The sequence below is a fragment of the Streptomyces sp. SID13666 genome (genome assembly GCF_010548325.1).
GTDB lineage: Bacteria > Actinomycetota > Actinomycetes > Streptomycetales > Streptomycetaceae > Actinacidiphila > Actinacidiphila fildesensis.
Window position 1 is genome coordinate 146,159 of sequence record NZ_JAAGLX010000006.1, and the last position, 16,004, is coordinate 162,162.

Genomic DNA, 16,004 nt, shown 5'->3' on the forward strand with positions numbered 1-16,004 from the left:
AGAAACGAGGTCGGATGATGCGTACGCGTCCGCTGAAGGTGGCGCTGCTGGGCTGTGGTGTGGTCGGCTCAGAGGTGACGCGCATCATGACGACGCAGGGCGCCGATCTCGCCGCGCGGATCGGAGCCCCGGTCGAGCTGGCCGGCATCGCGGTGCGGCGCCCCAACCGGGTGCGCGCCGGAGTGCCCGCCGAGCTGCTCACCACCGACGCCACCGCCCTGGTCAAACGGGGCGACATCGACGTCGTCATCGAGGTGATCGGCGGCATCGAACCGGTCCGCACCCTCATCACCACCGCCTTCGAGCACGGCGCGTCCGTGGTCAGCGCCAACAAGGCGCTGCTCGCCGCGGACGGCGCGACGCTGCACGCCGCCGCCGCCGCGCACAAGGTCGACCTCTACTACGAGGCCGCCGTGGCCGGTGCCATCCCGCTGATCCGCCCGCTGCGCGAGTCGCTGGCCGGCGACAAGATCAACCGGGTGATGGGCATCGTCAACGGCACGACGAACTTCATCCTCGACAAGATGGACTCCAGCGGCGCCGGCTACTCCGAGGCGCTCGACGAGGCCACCGCGCTCGGCTACGCCGAGGCCGACCCGACCGCCGACGTGGAGGGCTTCGACGCCGCCGCCAAGGCCGCGATCCTGGCCGGGATCGCCTTCCACACCCGTGTGACCATGGACGATGTGTATCGCGAGGGCCTCACCGAGGTCACCGCCGCCGATATCGCGTCCGCCAAGCGGATGGGCTGCACGGTCAAGCTGCTGGCCATCTGCGAGCGCAGCGTCGACGGCAGGTCCGTCACCGCCCGGGTCCACCCGGCGATGATCCCGCTCAGCCACCCGCTGGCGAGCGTCCGTGAGGCGTACAACGCGGTCTTCGTCGAGGCGGAGGCCGCGGGTCAGCTCATGTTCTACGGTCCCGGCGCGGGCGGCGCACCCACCGCCTCCGCCGTACTCGGCGACCTCGTGGCCGCCTGCCGCAACAAACTGGCAGGCACCACAGGCGCCGGCGAGTCCGCGTACACGCAACTGCCGGTGAGCCCGATGGGCGATGTGGTCACCCGCTACCACATCAGCCTTGACGTGGCGGACAAACCGGGCGTTCTCGCCCAGGTCGCCACCGTTTTCGCGGAACACGACGTGTCGATCGACACGGTCCGCCAGCAGGGCAAGGACGGCGAAGCGTCCCTCGTCGTCGTCACTCACCGTGCGCCCGACGCCGCCCTGTCGGCGACCGTCGGAGCACTGCGGAAGCTCGACACCGTGCGCGGTGTCGCCAGCATCATGCGCGTGGAAGGGGAGTAACCCACTATGAACGCTGTCACCGACCACCCCCGAATGTCCGGCACCCACCAGTGGCGCGGCATCATCGAGGAGTACCGCAGCCGGCTGCCGGTCTCGGCGGACTCCCCGGTCGTCACGCTCCTGGAGGGTGGCACTCCGCTCGTTCCCGCCCAGCTGCTCTCCGAGCTGACCGGCTGCGACGTGTTCCTCAAGGTCGAGGGCGCCAACCCCACCGGCTCCTTCAAGGACCGCGGGATGACCATGGCGATCACCCGGGCCAAGGAGGAGGGTGCCAAGGCCGTCATCTGCGCCTCCACCGGCAACACCTCCGCCTCGGCGGCAGCCTACGCGGTGCGCGCCGGAATGGTCTGCGCGGTTCTGGTGCCGCAGGGCAAGATCGCACTCGGCAAGATGGGCCAGGCGCTGATCCACGGCGCGAAGATCCTGCAGGTCGACGGCAACTTCGACGACTGCCTGGACCTGGCCCGCGGACTGTCGGAGAAGTACCCGGTGGCGCTGGTCAATTCGGTCAACCCGGTACGTATCGAGGGCCAGAAGACCGCGGCGTTCGAGATCGTCGACGCGCTCGGCGACGCGCCCGACATTCACCTGCTTCCGGTGGGCAACGCGGGCAACATCACGGCGTACTGGCGCGGCTACCGCGAGTACGCGGCCGACGGCATCTCCACCCGCAAGCCGCGCATGTGGGGCTTCCAGGCGTCCGGTTCCGCTCCGATCGTCAACGGCGCTCCGGTGCGCAGCCCGCAGACCATCGCGACCGCGATCCGGATCGGCAACCCCGCCTCCTGGCAGTTCGCCGAGGAGGCGCGGGACGAGTCCGGCGGTCTGATCGAAGCGGTGACCGACCGTCAGATCCTCTCCGCCTACCGACTGTTGGCCGCCAAGGAGGGCGTCTTCGTGGAGCCCGCCTCGGCCGCTTCCGTCGCGGGTCTGCTCAAGGCGCTCGAAGAGGGCAAGGTCGACCCGGGTCAGCGGATCGTCTGCACCGTGACCGGCAACGGCCTCAAGGACCCGGACTGGGCGGTCGCCGGAGCGCCCCAGCCGGTCACCGTGGCGGTCGACGCCGACGCCGCGGCCGAGAAGCTCGGGCTGGTCTGACGCGGCGCCGTGGCGAAGGGGCGCACGAAGAAGCTCGCGACACGCATCACGCGCTGTTCGTGCGCCCTATGTCGCAGCAGAACCTTCCTTCGATAGGCTGACCCCAGCGGCGCCGCAGTGCGCCGATCCGGCTCATGCCACAGGCATTGCCGCTCCTGCCGCACACCGCAGCCCCGCCGCACACCGCCGATGGCTGGCATTCCGGGGCAGAACCGCCCTTCGCACCGGAACAAGCACCAGAACAAGCACCTGCACAACAGGCACCAGCGCAACGAGCACCACCTGCACCAGAACAAGCACCAGCACAAGGAGAATCGTCGAACGATGGCCGGTCCCGCGTTCCGCGCCGCCGCGGTCCGAGTGCGCGTCCCCGCGACCAGCGCCAACCTCGGGCCCGGCTTTGACGCCTTCGGCCTGGCGCTGGGCCTGTACGACGATGTCGTGGTCCGGGTCGCCGACTCCGGGCTGCATGTCGACATCGCCGGCGAGGGCGCCGAGAATCTGGCCCGCGACGAGAAGCACCTGGTCGTGCGCTCGATGCGGACCGCCTTCGATCTGCTCGGCGGACAGCCGCGCGGCCTCGAGGTGGTCTGCGCCAACCGCATCCCGCACGGCCGCGGCCTGGGCTCCTCGTCCGCCGCGATCTGCGCCGGGATCATGGCCGCCCGCGCCGTGACGATAGGCGGCCCCGAGCGTCTCGACGACGCCGCGCTGCTGGAACTGGCCACCGAGATCGAGGGCCACCCCGACAACGTCGCCGCCTGTCTGCTCGGCGGCTTCACCCTCGCCTGGACCGAGTCCGGTGCCGCCCGCGCGATCCGGATGGATCCGGCGGCCTCCGTCGTCCCGGTGGTGTTCGTACCGTCCAAGCCGGTACTGACCGAGGTCGCCCGCGGCCTCCTGCCGCGCACCGTCCCGCATGTGGACGCCGCGGTGAACGCGGGCCGCGCGGCGCTGCTGGTGGAGGCGCTCACCCGCCGTCCCGAGCTGCTGCTGCCCGCCACCGAGGACCGGCTGCACCAGGACTACCGTGCTCCCGCCATGCCCGAAAGTGTGGCTCTGGTGAACCGGCTGCGTGCCGACGGCGTCCCTTCAGTCATCTCGGGAGCGGGGCCCACGGTCCTCGCGCTCACCGAGGAAGGCGCCGCGGACAAAGTCTCCCGGCTCGCGGGCGAGGGGTGGGCGGCGAACCGTCTGGCCCTCGACGCGGCAGGGGCCTGTGTACTGCCCCTGGCAGTGGGGCAGTGACACGATTGCCGGTTGGAGAGAGGGGGAATGTTTGTTGGATCCGGTAGTGTTAATGTCAAGCCTGCACTCGACGGCCCATGCATACGAATGGTGCCGAAGTGCACGCAGAAGTGATCTGTGTCCCTTCTGGGGACCGCCACTCTTCCGGGAGCCTCCCACACTGCCTGAGCATCCTGCCTAAGCAGTGTCGAGCACGCTCCGGAGTCGGCGCGAATTATCTCCTTTAACCTTCGCGCCGGAACCATGTAGGTATTTCTTCCGCCATCAGGCGGACCATCGCCCCGGCTCTGAGCAGCGGAAACGCCCAGATCCGGACAGCACAACCGGTCGCCGAGCCAGACAGGCCGACGTCCGCTCCAGGGAAGGACCCTTCGTGAGCGACACCACCGATCTGATGGGCGTGCGTGCAGACGCCGCGCCCGCTCCGGACGCCGCTGCCGCGCCTGCCACCGGTGCTGCCCCCAAGCGCCGCCGGTCGGGGACCGGCCTCGACGGCATGGTCCTGGCAGAGCTGCAGCAGCTTGCCTCCGGTCTCGGTATCAAGGGCACCGCGCGGATGCGCAAGAGCCAGCTGATCGAGACGATCAAGGAGACGCAGGCCGGCAAGGGTGCGGCCACCAGCGCTCCCAAGGCCGCCGCGGTAGCCGGGACGGCGACCGCCGAGCCCGTTGCCGAGAAGCCGAAGCGCCGGGCGACCTCCCGGGCCCGCACGGTGGAGAGCTCCGAGCCCGCTGTCGCGGCTCCGGCCGCCACCGCGCCGTCCGAGGCGAAGCAGATCGAAATTCCCGGCCAGCCCGCCGGTGAGCAGCCCAAGGCTGCCAGGAACGAGCGGGCCGGCGAGCGCGCCGAGGCCGCTGTTGACGGTGCCGAGGGCAAGCCCGCCGCCGACGGCAGGACCGCGGCCGGCGAGGAGCGCCAGGACCGCCAGCGCGGCCAGCGCGGCGACCGGCAGAACGACCGCCGCGAGCGGCAGGAGCGGCAGCGCGAGCGCCGCAACAACCGTGGCGACGAGAACGGCGCGGCCGCCGCGGGCGGCGGCGCGGAGGGCGGCAACCGCCAGAACCGCGGCAACCAGGGCGGCGGCCAGGGCCAGAGCCCGCAGGGCCAGAGCCAGGGCGGCCAGAACCAGGGCCAGGGCCGCGACCAGAACCAGGGCCAGGGCGGTCAGGGTCAGGGCCGTGACCAGAGCCAGGGTCAGAACGCGCAGGACGACGACGAGTTCGGTGACGGCCGCGGCCGCCGTCGGGGCCGTTACCGCGACCGCCGCGGGCGGGGCAGCAACCGCCGCGATGAGCAGCAGCAGTTCGGCAACGAGCCGACGGTCAACGACGACGACGTCCTGATCCCCGTCGCGGGCATCCTGGACATTCTCGACAACTACGCGTTCATCAGGACGTCCGGCTACCTCCCGGGTCCGAACGACGTGTACGTCTCGCTCGCCCAGGTCCGCAAGAACGGTCTGCGCAAGGGCGACCACGTCACCGGCGCCGTCCGCCAGCCCAAGGACGGTGAGCGCCGCGAGAAGTTCAACGCGCTGGTCCGGCTGGACTCGGCGAACGGCATGGCGGCGGACTCCGGCCGCGGCCGTCCGGAGTTCCAGAAGCTGACCCCGCTGTACCCGCAGGACCGGCTCCGCCTGGAGACCGACCCGGGTGTGCTGACGACCCGGATCATCGACCTGGTCGCGCCGATCGGCAAGGGCCAGCGTGGTCTGATCGTGGCCCCGCCGAAGACCGGTAAGACCATGATCATGCAGGCGATCGCCAACGCGATCACCGTGAACAACCCCGAGTGCCACCTGATGGTCGTCCTGGTCGACGAGCGTCCGGAAGAGGTCACCGACATGCAGCGGTCGGTGAAGGGCGAGGTCATCTCCTCGACCTTCGACCGTCCCGCCGAGGACCACACCACCGTCGCCGAGCTGGCCATCGAGCGCGCCAAGCGTCTCGTCGAGCTGGGTCACGACGTGGTCGTCCTGCTGGACTCGATCACCCGTCTGGGCCGCGCGTACAACCTCGCGGCGCCGGCCTCCGGCCGCATCCTGTCCGGTGGTGTCGACTCGACCGCGCTCTACCCGCCGAAGCGCTTCTTCGGTGCGGCGCGCAACATCGAGGACGGCGGCTCGCTGACCATCCTGGCCACCGCGCTGGTCGAGACCGGCTCGCGCATGGACGAGGTGATCTTCGAGGAGTTCAAGGGCACCGGCAACATGGAGCTCAAGCTCGACCGCAAGCTCGCCGACAAGCGCATCTTCCCCGCGGTGGACGTCGACCCGTCCGGTACCCGTAAGGAAGAGATCCTGCTCGACCGCGACGAGCTCGCGATCGTCTGGAAGCTCCGCCGGGTGCTGCACGCGCTCGACTCGCAGCAGGCGATCGAGCTGCTGCTGGACAAGATGAAGCAGACGAAGTCGAACGCCGAGTTCCTGATGCAGATCGCCAAGACGACCCCGGGCAACAGCAACGACTGACCCGGGCTCGGGACCCTTCCGAGACGTATGTCACAGAAGGGCCTCAGGAGGCTCGGAACGGGCTCTCAGGCTCCCCGGAAGGGGTCCCTGGGAGCCCGTTCTTATGTGCGGCGTGCACACTCGCCAGGAACCACGTCGGGCGGTTCGCCGTCTGACATACAAGACAAGCCACGCCTGAGCGACACAGCTGGGGGTAGCAGCACACCGACGACGGACGAGGACTGAGGCCATGGCGGACGACACGAGCGATACGCGGGGGACGAACGGCGGCTCCCAGCACGCCTCCGGCCGCCGCCGGCGGACGGCCCCGCGCCGCCGCCTGCTGCGAATAGCCGTCTGGGCCGTGGCGGGACTGGTCGTGGTGGGCGGTGCGGGCGCCGGTTACCTGTACTTCAAGCTCAACGGCAACATCAAGGGCGTCAACATCAACCAGGCGCTCGGTGACGACCGGCCGGAGCAGGTCGACAACGGCTCGGAGGACATACTCGTCCTCGGTTCCGACTCCCGCGCCGGCGCGAACGACAAGTACGGCACGGACGAGGGCAGCGCCCGCTCCGACACCGCGATGATCGTGCACCTCTACGAGGGCCACAAGACGGCCAGCGTGGTGAGCATCCCGCGCGACACCCTGATCACCCGCCCGGAGTGCGCCAGGACCGGCGGCGGCACCTCGCCCAAGGTGAACAAGGTGATGTTCAACGAGTCGTACTCGGTCGGTGGCCCCGCGTGCGCGGTCAAGACCGTCGAGTCCATGACCGGTATCCGCATGGACCACTACATCGAGGTCGACTTCACCGGCTTCAAGGGCCTGATCGACGCCCTGGGCGGGGTCCCCGTCACCACGAGCAAGGCGATCCACGACACGTCCAGCCACCTGGACCTCGCGGCCGGCACCCACACGCTCAACGGCGAGCAGTCGCTCGGCCTGGTCCGCACCCGGCACGCGGTGGCCGACGGCAGCGACCTGGGCCGCATACAGCTGCAGCAGGCGTTCATGAAGGCGCTCATGGACCGGGTGAACGGCCTGGGCCTGCTGTCGAGCCCCACGCAGCTCTACAAGGTCGCGGACAAGGCCACGAAGGCCATCACCACGGACTCGGACCTGGCCTCCATCAGCGGTCTGAAGAGCCTGGCGGGGAGCCTCAAGGGCCTGAAGTCCGAGAACATCAACATGGTGACGCTGCCGGTCCAGTACGCCAAGAGCGACGCGAACCGCGTCGAGCCCATGGACTCGCAGGCCGCCCTGGTCTGGCAGGCGCTCAAGGCGGACCTGCCGATACCGGCCGCCGCCACCAAGGGCTCCGCCGCCGACGAGACCGATGCCAAGGGCGTCGTCGGAACCGGTTCCTGAAGCCGTTCCCGAACCCCCCGAACGGGTTCCCGCACCGGTTCCGGGCCTTTTCCGGACCGTGCGGGGCCGTCGGGAATGAAATCCGGCCGCCTCTCGTTTTGGGAGATGCGGCCGGTGCTGGCAGACTGGACCGCTGGCCCCGGTTCACGTGACGCAAACCCGCTCCACGACCCGGCGCCCTCCCGAACCTAGGAGCATCCCTTGAAGCGCGAAATCCACCCCGAGTACGTCGAGACCCAGGTCACCTGCACCTGTGGCGCGTCGTTCACGACCCGCAGCACCGAGAAGAGCGGCGTGATTCGCGCCGACGTCTGCTCCGCGTGCCACCCGTTCTACACGGGCAAGCAGAAGATCCTCGACACCGGTGGCCGCGTGGCCCGCTTCGAGGCCCGCTTCGGCAAGAAGGCCGCCGGGTCCGCCCAGAAGTAGCGACCCGAAAGCGCCGGTTCTCGGTCTCCCGACACCTCGGGGGACCGGACCGGCGCTTTGTCGTCCGGTACCGATAGCAGTCCAGGGTTGTTCAGGAGAGGCACAGCAATGTTCGAGGCAGTCGAGGAACTGATCGGCGAGCACGCCGACCTCGAGAAGCGGCTCGCCGATCCCGCGGTGCACGCGGATCAGGCCAATGCCCGCAAGCTCAACAAGCGCTACGCCGAACTGACGCCGATCATCGGCACCTACCGCTCCTGGAAGCTGACCGGCGAGGACATCGAGACCGCCCGTGAGTTCGCCCAGGACGATCCGGACTTCGCGGCCGAGCTCAAGCTGCTGGACAAGCAGCGCGTCGAGCTGACCGAGAAACTGCGGCTGCTGCTCGTACCGCGCGACCCGCACGACGAGAAGGACGTCATCCTCGAGGTCAAGGCCGGAGAGGGCGGCGAGGAGTCCGCGCTGTTCGCCGGCGACCTGCTGCGGATGTATCTGCGGTACGCCGAGCGCGTCGGCTGGAAGACCGAGATCATCGAGGCGAACGAGTCCGACCTCGGCGGCTACAAGGACGTCCAGGTCGCGGTGAAGACCAAGGGCGGCAACGGTGCCACCGAGCCCGGCCAGGGCGTCTGGGCGCGGCTGAAGTACGAGGGCGGGGTGCACCGCGTGCAGCGGGTGCCCGCCACCGAGTCGCAGGGCCGGATCCACACCTCCGCGGCCGGCGTGCTCGTCACGCCCGAGGCCGAGGAGGTCGAGGTCGAGATCGGCCCGAACGATCTGCGCATCGACGTGTACCGCTCGTCGGGCCCCGGCGGCCAGTCCGTCAACACCACCGACTCCGCGGTGCGCATCACGCACCTGCCGTCCGGTCTGGTCGTCTCCTGCCAGAACGAGAAGAGCCAGCTCCAGAACAAGGAGTCGGCGATGCGTATCCTGCGTTCCAGGCTGCTCGCCGCCGCGCAGGAGGAAGCCGACCAGGAGGCCTCCGACGCGCGCCGCAGCCAGGTCCGCACGGTGGACCGCTCCGAGCGGATCCGGACGTACAACTACCCCGAGAACCGCATCTCGGACCACCGCGTCGGCTTCAAGGCGTACAACTTGGACCAGGTCCTCGACGGGGACCTCGACGCGATGATCCAGGCGTGTGTCGATGCCGACTCCGCCGCCAAGCTGGCCGCGGCCGGCGACGCCGGCTGACACCAGCCGAAGCGCCGGCTGACCAGCCACAGCGCGAGCTAACAGGAGGGCAATCAGTGAACGTGCTGCTCGCCGAGGTGGCGCAGGCCGCCCAGCGGCTGGCCGACGCCGGCGTGCCGTCCCCGCGTTTCGACGCGGAGGAACTGGCCGCGTACGTGCACGGCGTCAAGCGCGGCGAGCTGCACTCGGTCGCCGACTCCGAATTCGACGCCCGTTACTGGGAGGCGGTCGCCCGCCGCGAGGCCCGCGAACCGCTCCAGCACATCACCGGGCGCGCCTTCTTCCGGTATCTGGAGCTCCAGGTCGGGCCGGGCGTCTTCGTCCCCCGCCCCGAGACGGAGTCGGTCGTCGGCTGGGCGATAGACGCCGTACGGGCCATGGACGTGGCCGAGCCGCTGATCGTCGACCTGTGCACCGGCTCCGGCGCCATCGCGCTGGCACTGGCCCAGGAGGTGCCGCGGTCGCGCGTGCACGCCGTGGAGCTGTCGGAGAAGGCCCTGGAATGGGCCCGCAAGAACATCGAAGGAAGCAAGGTCCAGCTGGAGCACGGCGACGCGCTCAGCGCGTTCCCCGAGCTCAACGGCCAGGTGGACCTCGTCATCAGCAATCCGCCGTACATCCCGCTCACCGAGTGGGAGTACGTACAGCCCGAAGCGCGTGACCACGACCCCGAACTTGCCCTCTTCTCGGGTGAGGACGGCCTCGACACCATCCGCGGCATCGAGCGCACGGCGCACCGGCTGCTGCGGCCGGGCGGCGTCGTCGTGATCGAGCACGCGGACTCCCAGGGCGGTCAGGTTCCGTGGATCTTCAAGGAGGACGCCGGCTGGGCCGACGCCGCCGACCACCCCGACCTGAACAACCGGCCCCGCTTCACCACGGCCCGCAAGGCGACGCCATGATGACGCGGGTCAACTGCACGCACGGCGCCGCAGCGGCGCACAGCCTGGAGGTCAGCTAATGGCACGGCGTTACGACTGCTCGGACGCGACCGACCGCGCCGCCGGACTGCGCGAAGCGACGTCCGCCATCAAGCGTGGTGAGCTCGTCGTGCTGCCCACCGACACCCTGTACGGCATCGGCGCGGACGCGTTCGACGCACAGGCCGTCGGCGATCTGCTGGAGGCCAAGGGCCGGGGCCGCAACATGCCCTCCCCGGTGCTGGTCGGCTCCCCGAACACGCTGCACGGCCTGGTCACGGACTTCTCCGAGCAGGCCTGGGAGCTCGTCGACGCCTTCTGGCCCGGCGCGCTCACCCTCGTCGCCAAGCACCAGCCGTCCCTGAACTGGGACCTCGGCGACACCCGCGGCACCGTCGCGGTCCGGATGCCGCTGCACCCCGTCGCGATCGAACTGCTGACCGCCACCGGCCCGCTCGCGGTGTCCAGCGCCAATCTGACCGGCCACCGTTCCCCCGAGGACTGCGACGCCGCCCAGGAGATGCTCGGGGACTCCGTCGCGGTGTACCTGGACGCCGGGCCGACGCCCGCCACCGTCCCGTCGTCCATCGTCGACGTGACCGGCAAGATCCCGGTGCTGCTGCGGGCCGGCGCGATCAGCGCCGACCAGCTCCGAGAGGTCGTACCCGACCTGGAGGAGCGCAATTGACCGCGCCCGAAAGGCGTGGCATACCGGGTCAGCGCGATGACCGCTTCCGCATCCTCCACGTCTGCACCGGCAATGTCTGCCGCTCGCCGATCGCCGAGCGGCTGACCCGTCATGAGCTGACGCTGCGCCTCGGTGACGGTGCCGACGGGATCCTCGTCGAGTCCGCCGGCACCTGGGGGCACGAAGGCGCGCCCATGGAGGCGCACGCCGCCGCCGTCCTCACCGAGTACGGCGCCGACGCGTCCGGGTTCATCGGCCGTGAGCTGCTCGACGACCACGTCATCGACGCCGACCTGGTGCTGACCGCGACCCGCGACCACCGCGCGCAGGTCATCTCGATGGGGCACGCGGCGGGGCTGCGCACCTTCACGCTGAAGGAGTTCACCCGGCTGGTGCGGGCGATAGATCCCGCGACCCTCCCCGAGGGCAGTGTGTCCGACCGTGCCCGCGCGCTGGTCCGTGCCGCCGCCGCGCTGCGCGGCTGGCTGCTGGCCCCGAGCGCCGAGGCCGACGAGGTCTACGACCCCTACGGCGCCCCGATCGGGTTCTTCCGCAGCATCGGCGAGGAGATCCACAGCTCCCTCGACCCGGTCGTCACCGCGCTGACCGGAATCCGTACCCCGACCCCCCGGTAGGGCCCCGAGCCCCCCGGCAGGCCGGGCGCGGCCGGATCCGGCACGTGATGCTCCGCTCGCCGGGCGCCGCGGCGGCGGCGCCCCTACAGTTGGGTGCAGTAACCCGACCCTCCTGCGGGAGTCCAGCCATGCCGGTCGCCGAAACGACTTCACCCACCCCGCTGCGGCCCGCCGCCCAGACGTGGCAACCGGACTTCGACGCGCTGCGTCGGCAGGACCCGGAGCTGGCGGGTGTGCTGCTCGCCGAGCTGGAACGGCAGAGCACCACGCTGCAGTTGATCGCGGGGGAGAACTTCACCTCGTCCGCCGTCCTCGCCGCGCTCGGCTCGCCGCTCGCCAACAAGTACGCCGAGGGTTATCCCTCCCGCCGTCACCATTCCGGGTGCGAACTGGTCGACGTGGCGGAGCGGCTGGCGGTGGAGCGTGCCACCGGCCTGTTCGGCGCCGCGCACGCCAACGTGCAGCCGTACTCCGGGTCCTCGGCCGTCCTGGCCGCGTACGCGGCGCTGCTGGTCCCCGGTGACAAGGTGCTCGCGATGGCGCTGCCGCACGGCGGCCACCTCACGCACGGCTCGCAGGCGAACTTCTCCGGCCGCTGGTTCCGCTTCGTCGGCTACGGGGTGACGCCGCCCGGTGCCCCGGACGGCGGCGGACGGATCGACTACGACCAGGTACGCGCGCTGGCCCGGGAGCACCGTCCCAAGGCGATCGTGTGCGGCGCCATCGCGTACCCCCGGCACATCGACTACCGGACGTTCCGGGAGATCGCCGACGAGGTCGACGCGTATCTGATCGTGGACGCCGCGCACACCCTGGGCCTGGTCGCCGGCGGTGCCGCGCCCAGCCCCGTGCCGTACGCGGACGTGGTGTGCGCCACCACCCACAAGGTGCTGCGCGGACCGCGCGGCGGGCTGATCCTGTGCGGCGCCGATCTCGCCCAGCGCATCGACCGGGCGGTCTTCCCGTTCTCGCAGGGCGGCCCGCATCTGCACTCCATCGCCGCGAAGGCGGCGGCCTTCGCCGAGGCCGCGACCCCGGCGTTCGCCGCGTACGCCCACCAGGTCGTCGCCAACGCGCGGCTGCTGGCCGACGCGCTCGCCGCCGAGGGGATGACGATCACCACCGGCGGTACCGACACCCATCTGATCACCGCCGATGTCACTCCGCTGGGTGTCACCGGAGTACAGGCGCGAGGACGCTGCGCCGCCGCCGGAATCGTCCTCGACAAGTACGCGCTGCCGTACGATCCGCAGCCGTCCGACATCGCGTCCGGCATCCGGATCGGTACCGCCGCGGTGACCACCCAGGGCATGGCGGAACCGGAGATGTCGCAGGTCGCACCCCTGATCGCCCGGGCGCTGCGCGAGGAGCAGGGGCTCGCCGCCGAGGTCGCGCAGTTCGTCGGAGGCTTCCCGCCGTACCCGGCGTGACCGGCCGTCCCGCGACACTGGAACCGCGGGCCGGTATCTGTGAGTCTTCGCAGATGTTCGCAGCTGGGAGTACGACGCCACTAAGGTGTGACGCTGTGAGGACCTGCCCGACGCCCCTGAAGCACCGCTTCGTCCGGCCGACCCTGCCGGAGGCAGCCCTGTGCGCGAGTATCTGCTGACGCTTTGTGTGACCGCCGCCGTCACGTATCTGCTGACGGGCCCGGTGCGGAAGTTCGCGATCGCGGCCGGCGCCATGCCGGAGATCCGTGAGCGGGACGTGCACCGGGAGCCGACACCCAGGCTCGGCGGGATCGCGATGTTCGGCGGGCTGTGCGCGGGTCTGCTGGTCTCCTCCCACTTGTGGAACCTCAGCAGCGTCTTCGAGCTGTCCAACGAGCCGCGGGCGCTGCTCTCCGGAGCGGGCCTGATCTGGCTGCTGGGCGTGCTGGACGACAAGTGGGGCGTGGACGCGCTGATCAAGCTCGGCGCCCAGATGATCGCCGCGGGCGTCATGGTGCTGCAGGGTCTGACGATCCTGTGGCTGCCGGTCCCCGGTGTGGGCACCGTCTCACTGTCGCCGATCCAGTCCACGCTGCTCACCGTCGCGCTGGTCGTGATCACCATCAACGCCGTCAACTTCGTCGACGGCCTCGACGGCCTGGCGTCCGGCATGGTCGCCATCGCCGCCATCGCGTTCTTCATGTACGCCTACCGCATGTGGTACGGCTACGGCGTCGAGGCGGCCGCCCCCGCGACGCTGTTCAGCGCGATCCTCATCGGGATGTGCCTGGGCTTCCTGCCGCACAACCTGCACCCGGCCCGGATCTTCATGGGCGACTCCGGCTCGATGCTGATCGGCCTGGTCCTCGCCTCGTCCGCGATCTCCATCACCGGCCAGGTGGACCCGGACGCCATCACCGACATGACGGGGTCCACCCGGGAGACCGTGCACTTCATGGTGCCGGTCTACATGCCGCTGCTGCTGCCGCTCACCCTGATCGCGATCCCGGCCGCGGACCTGGTGCTGGCCATCGTGCGCCGCACCTGGAACGGGCAGTCGCCGTTCGCCGCCGACCGCGGACATCTGCACCACCGGCTGCTGGAGATCGGCCACTCGCACAGCCGGGCCGTGCTGATCATGTACTTCTGGTCGGCGCTGATCGCGTTCGGCGCGGTCGCCTTCTCGCTCAACTCCTCCAGCCTGTGGATCGTGCTGGTGATCATGGTCCTCAGCGCCGTCGGCCTGGTCGTGCTGCTGCTGCCGCGGTTCCGGCCGCGCGCACCGCGCTGGGCCGAGGCGTTCGTGCCGCCGCGCTACCGCCGCAAGCGCCGGACGACGCAGGCCGCGCAGCTCGCCGCCGAGCAGCTGATCCGCGCCGGCGGAGCGGCCGGCGTGCACGGTTCGACGGCCATCGGCGACCGCTCCCGGCTGCCCGACCGACGCCCGGTCGACAGCCGCAGGTAATCGGCTGTTCGCCTCTACCAGACGTCGAGTTGGACGTCAGCCGGACGACACGCCGACTACTCCTTCCGTGTGACAGGCAGCACACTTACAAGGTAAAGACCGCATCAAATACTTTGTGATACCGTTCACGAAACCCGGGAAACAAGCCGAAAGACCCTAGTGCGACGGTCTTCCGGCGTGAGGCACGTCCTCGGTCCGGGTCTACGCTCGTCTCCGACGACCAGCCGCTTTCCCCCAACTCCCGCCGGAGGAGCTGCCACCATGCAGTCCAACGACGTCCGAACGTTCCTTCACTGCGCTGTCCCCACCGTTGCGGCCGGCGTCATCGCTGTCGCTGTCGGTGGCATGGTCACCGGTGGCAAAGGAGCGATCGGCGGCGCCCTCGGTGCTGTGATCGTCATGATCTTCATGGGTATTGGCTTGTTCGCGCTGCAGCGGACCGCGAGGTCCCTGCCACATCTGTTCCAGGCCATGGGCCTGATGCTCTACACGACTCAGCTGTTGGTGCTCGCGATCATCCTTGCGCTGTTCAAGCACACCACGCTGTTCGACCTGCCGACTTTCGCCTTCTCGGTGCTCGCTGCGTCCCTGGTCTGGATCCTTGCCCAGGCTCGCGCTCATATGAAGGCCAAGATCTTCTACGTGGACCCGGATTCCGCAGGGTCCACGTCGTGAATGGTAGGGGCGCGGTAAAGGCGTCGCCGCTCATTTGCTATCGTCCGGTCTCAACTGCGGCAGAGCTGGCGCGGGCGGCGAGATTGCCTGCCCAGCCTCTCGGTTCGAAGCCGATGCGCCGCCCCCACATCTGCAAGACCAGTCCAGTGCCGTTCCGTGGCTGCACGCCGCGCCGACACATCGAGGTTGCCCTACCCATGTGCCACGCTGAAGGAGCTCGCGGTGAGTGCTGACCAGGTTCTCGCCTTCGAGACCGACTGCCACATCTTCGACTCGAGCCACTGCGGCTTCCCCTCCCCGGGTCTGCACTCCTTCGTCTTCGACCCGATCTTCAGTATCGGCAGCTTCGACTTCAACAAGCCGATGCTGCTCGCTCTGCTGAGCACGGTCATCGTCGTCGGATTCTTCTGGGCGGCCTTCAACAAGCCGAAGCTGGTCCCGGGCAAGCTGCAGATGATCGGCGAGGCCGGATACGACTTCGTGCGTCGCGGGATCGTCTACGAGTCGCTCGGCAAGAAGCAGGGCGAGAAGTACGTTCCGCTGCTGGTCTCGCTGTTCTTCATGATCTGGATCATGAACCTCTGGTCGATCGTTCCGGTCGCCCAGTTCCCGGTGACGTCGATCATCGCCTTCCCCGCGGGGATGGCACTGATCGTCTACATCACCTGGATGACGCTGACCTTCAAGACGCACGGGTTCGTCGGCGGACTGAAGAACATCACCGGCTACGACAAGTCGCTCGGCGCGGTGCTCCCCATGGCCGTCGGCATCGAGTTCTTCTCGAACGTCCTTGTGCGTCCTTTCACGCACACGGTCCGGCTCTTCGCGAACATGTTCGCCGGCCACCTGCTGCTGCTGATGTTCACCATCGCCAGCTGGTACCTGCTCAACGATGTCGGTATCGCCTACGCCGGTGTCTCGTTCGTGATGGTGATCGTGCTGACCGCCTTCGAGCTCTTCATCCAGGCAGTCCAGGCGTACGTCTTCGTCGTCCTGGCCGCCAACTACATCCAGGGCGCGCTCGCCGAGCACCACTGAGCCCATCCCACCCAGACGTCCGGTGGCCAACCCCCACCGGCTTGTGAAAGAGA

The 16,004-nt window shown here is 69.5% G+C and carries 14 protein-coding genes; all 14 read left to right on the forward strand.

Going from position 1 to position 16,004, the window contains the following annotated elements; all coding sequences use genetic code 11:
* Positions 1-14 precede the first annotated feature (14 nt).
* The 14 genes from G3I60_RS12320 to atpB all read left to right on the forward strand — a co-directional run bounded on the left by G3I60_RS12320 (position 15) and on the right by atpB (position 15,951).
* Entirely contained in the window at positions 15-1,307 is a 1,293-nt protein-coding gene (locus tag G3I60_RS12320) for a homoserine dehydrogenase (protein WP_138355976.1), read from the forward strand.
* 6 nt (positions 1,308-1,313) lie between these two features.
* Complete coding sequence (gene thrC / locus G3I60_RS12325) at positions 1,314-2,405, forward strand: threonine synthase (protein WP_232485219.1); 1,092 nt, start codon at positions 1,314-1,316, stop codon at positions 2,403-2,405.
* Between the two features lie 324 nt (positions 2,406-2,729).
* Positions 2,730-3,653: a homoserine kinase gene (thrB, locus tag G3I60_RS12330; RefSeq protein ID WP_138355997.1), complete on the forward strand. Its 924-nt coding sequence runs from the start codon at positions 2,730-2,732 to the stop codon at positions 3,651-3,653.
* Positions 3,654-4,026: 373 nt separating this feature from the next.
* Positions 4,027-6,123 carry a transcription termination factor Rho gene (gene rho, locus G3I60_RS12335; protein ID WP_343241938.1) on the forward strand — a complete coding sequence of 699 codons (2,097 nt, stop codon included), beginning with the start codon at positions 4,027-4,029 and terminating at the stop codon, positions 6,121-6,123.
* A gap of 229 nt (positions 6,124-6,352) precedes the next feature.
* On the forward strand, positions 6,353-7,474 hold the full coding sequence (locus G3I60_RS12340; RefSeq protein WP_164293359.1) for an LCP family protein: 1,122 nt from the start codon (positions 6,353-6,355) through the stop codon (positions 7,472-7,474).
* A gap of 201 nt (positions 7,475-7,675) precedes the next feature.
* The gene (rpmE, locus tag G3I60_RS12345) at positions 7,676-7,903 is read left to right on the forward strand and encodes a 50S ribosomal protein L31 (RefSeq protein ID WP_138355974.1); all 228 of its coding nucleotides are present in this window, start codon (positions 7,676-7,678) and stop codon (positions 7,901-7,903) included.
* A gap of 108 nt (positions 7,904-8,011) precedes the next feature.
* A complete protein-coding gene (prfA, locus tag G3I60_RS12350; RefSeq protein WP_164293360.1) occupies positions 8,012-9,100 on the forward strand; it encodes a peptide chain release factor 1 in 1,089 nt (362 codons plus the stop codon).
* A gap of 56 nt (positions 9,101-9,156) precedes the next feature.
* A complete protein-coding gene (prmC, locus tag G3I60_RS12355; protein ID WP_138355972.1) occupies positions 9,157-10,002 on the forward strand; it encodes a peptide chain release factor N(5)-glutamine methyltransferase in 846 nt (281 codons plus the stop codon).
* A 58-nt stretch (positions 10,003-10,060) separates the two neighbouring features.
* A complete protein-coding gene (locus tag G3I60_RS12360) occupies positions 10,061-10,708 on the forward strand; it encodes an L-threonylcarbamoyladenylate synthase (RefSeq protein ID WP_138355971.1) in 648 nt (215 codons plus the stop codon).
* Positions 10,705-11,343 carry a protein-tyrosine-phosphatase gene (locus G3I60_RS12365; RefSeq protein ID WP_138355970.1) on the forward strand — a complete coding sequence of 213 codons (639 nt, stop codon included), beginning with the start codon at positions 10,705-10,707 and terminating at the stop codon, positions 11,341-11,343. The genes G3I60_RS12360 and G3I60_RS12365 overlap by 4 nt, the downstream gene beginning before the upstream one ends.
* Before the next feature lie 128 nt (positions 11,344-11,471).
* Complete coding sequence (gene glyA, locus G3I60_RS12370; protein WP_164293361.1) at positions 11,472-12,773, forward strand: serine hydroxymethyltransferase; 1,302 nt, start codon at positions 11,472-11,474, stop codon at positions 12,771-12,773.
* Positions 12,774-12,933: 160 nt separating this feature from the next.
* A complete protein-coding gene (locus G3I60_RS12375) occupies positions 12,934-14,238 on the forward strand; it encodes an MraY family glycosyltransferase (RefSeq protein WP_138355968.1) in 1,305 nt (434 codons plus the stop codon).
* Positions 14,239-14,499: 261 nt separating this feature from the next.
* Positions 14,500-14,913: a hypothetical protein gene (locus G3I60_RS12380; RefSeq protein WP_138355967.1), complete on the forward strand. Its 414-nt coding sequence runs from the start codon at positions 14,500-14,502 to the stop codon at positions 14,911-14,913.
* A gap of 222 nt (positions 14,914-15,135) precedes the next feature.
* Positions 15,136-15,951: a F0F1 ATP synthase subunit A gene (atpB, locus tag G3I60_RS12385; RefSeq protein ID WP_164293362.1), complete on the forward strand. Its 816-nt coding sequence runs from the start codon at positions 15,136-15,138 to the stop codon at positions 15,949-15,951.
* Positions 15,952-16,004 lie beyond the last annotated feature (53 nt).

What these genes read in the sequence shown, in the direction of transcription:
- G3I60_RS12320 (WP_138355976.1), top strand. Translation starts at nt 15, where the DNA reads ATGATGCGTACGCGTCCGCTGAAGGTGGCGCTGCTGGGCTGTGGTGTG.
- thrC (WP_232485219.1), top strand. Translation starts at nt 1,314, where the DNA reads ATGAACGCTGTCACCGACCACCCCCGAATGTCCGGCACCCACCAGTGG.
- thrB (WP_138355997.1), top strand. Translation starts at nt 2,730, where the DNA reads ATGGCCGGTCCCGCGTTCCGCGCCGCCGCGGTCCGAGTGCGCGTCCCC.
- G3I60_RS12340 (WP_164293359.1), top strand. Translation starts at nt 6,353, where the DNA reads ATGGCGGACGACACGAGCGATACGCGGGGGACGAACGGCGGCTCCCAG.
- prfA (WP_164293360.1), top strand. Translation starts at nt 8,012, where the DNA reads ATGTTCGAGGCAGTCGAGGAACTGATCGGCGAGCACGCCGACCTCGAG.
- G3I60_RS12360 (WP_138355971.1), top strand. Translation starts at nt 10,061, where the DNA reads ATGGCACGGCGTTACGACTGCTCGGACGCGACCGACCGCGCCGCCGGA.
- glyA (WP_164293361.1), top strand. Translation starts at nt 11,472, where the DNA reads ATGCCGGTCGCCGAAACGACTTCACCCACCCCGCTGCGGCCCGCCGCC.
- G3I60_RS12380 (WP_138355967.1), top strand. Translation starts at nt 14,500, where the DNA reads ATGCAGTCCAACGACGTCCGAACGTTCCTTCACTGCGCTGTCCCCACC.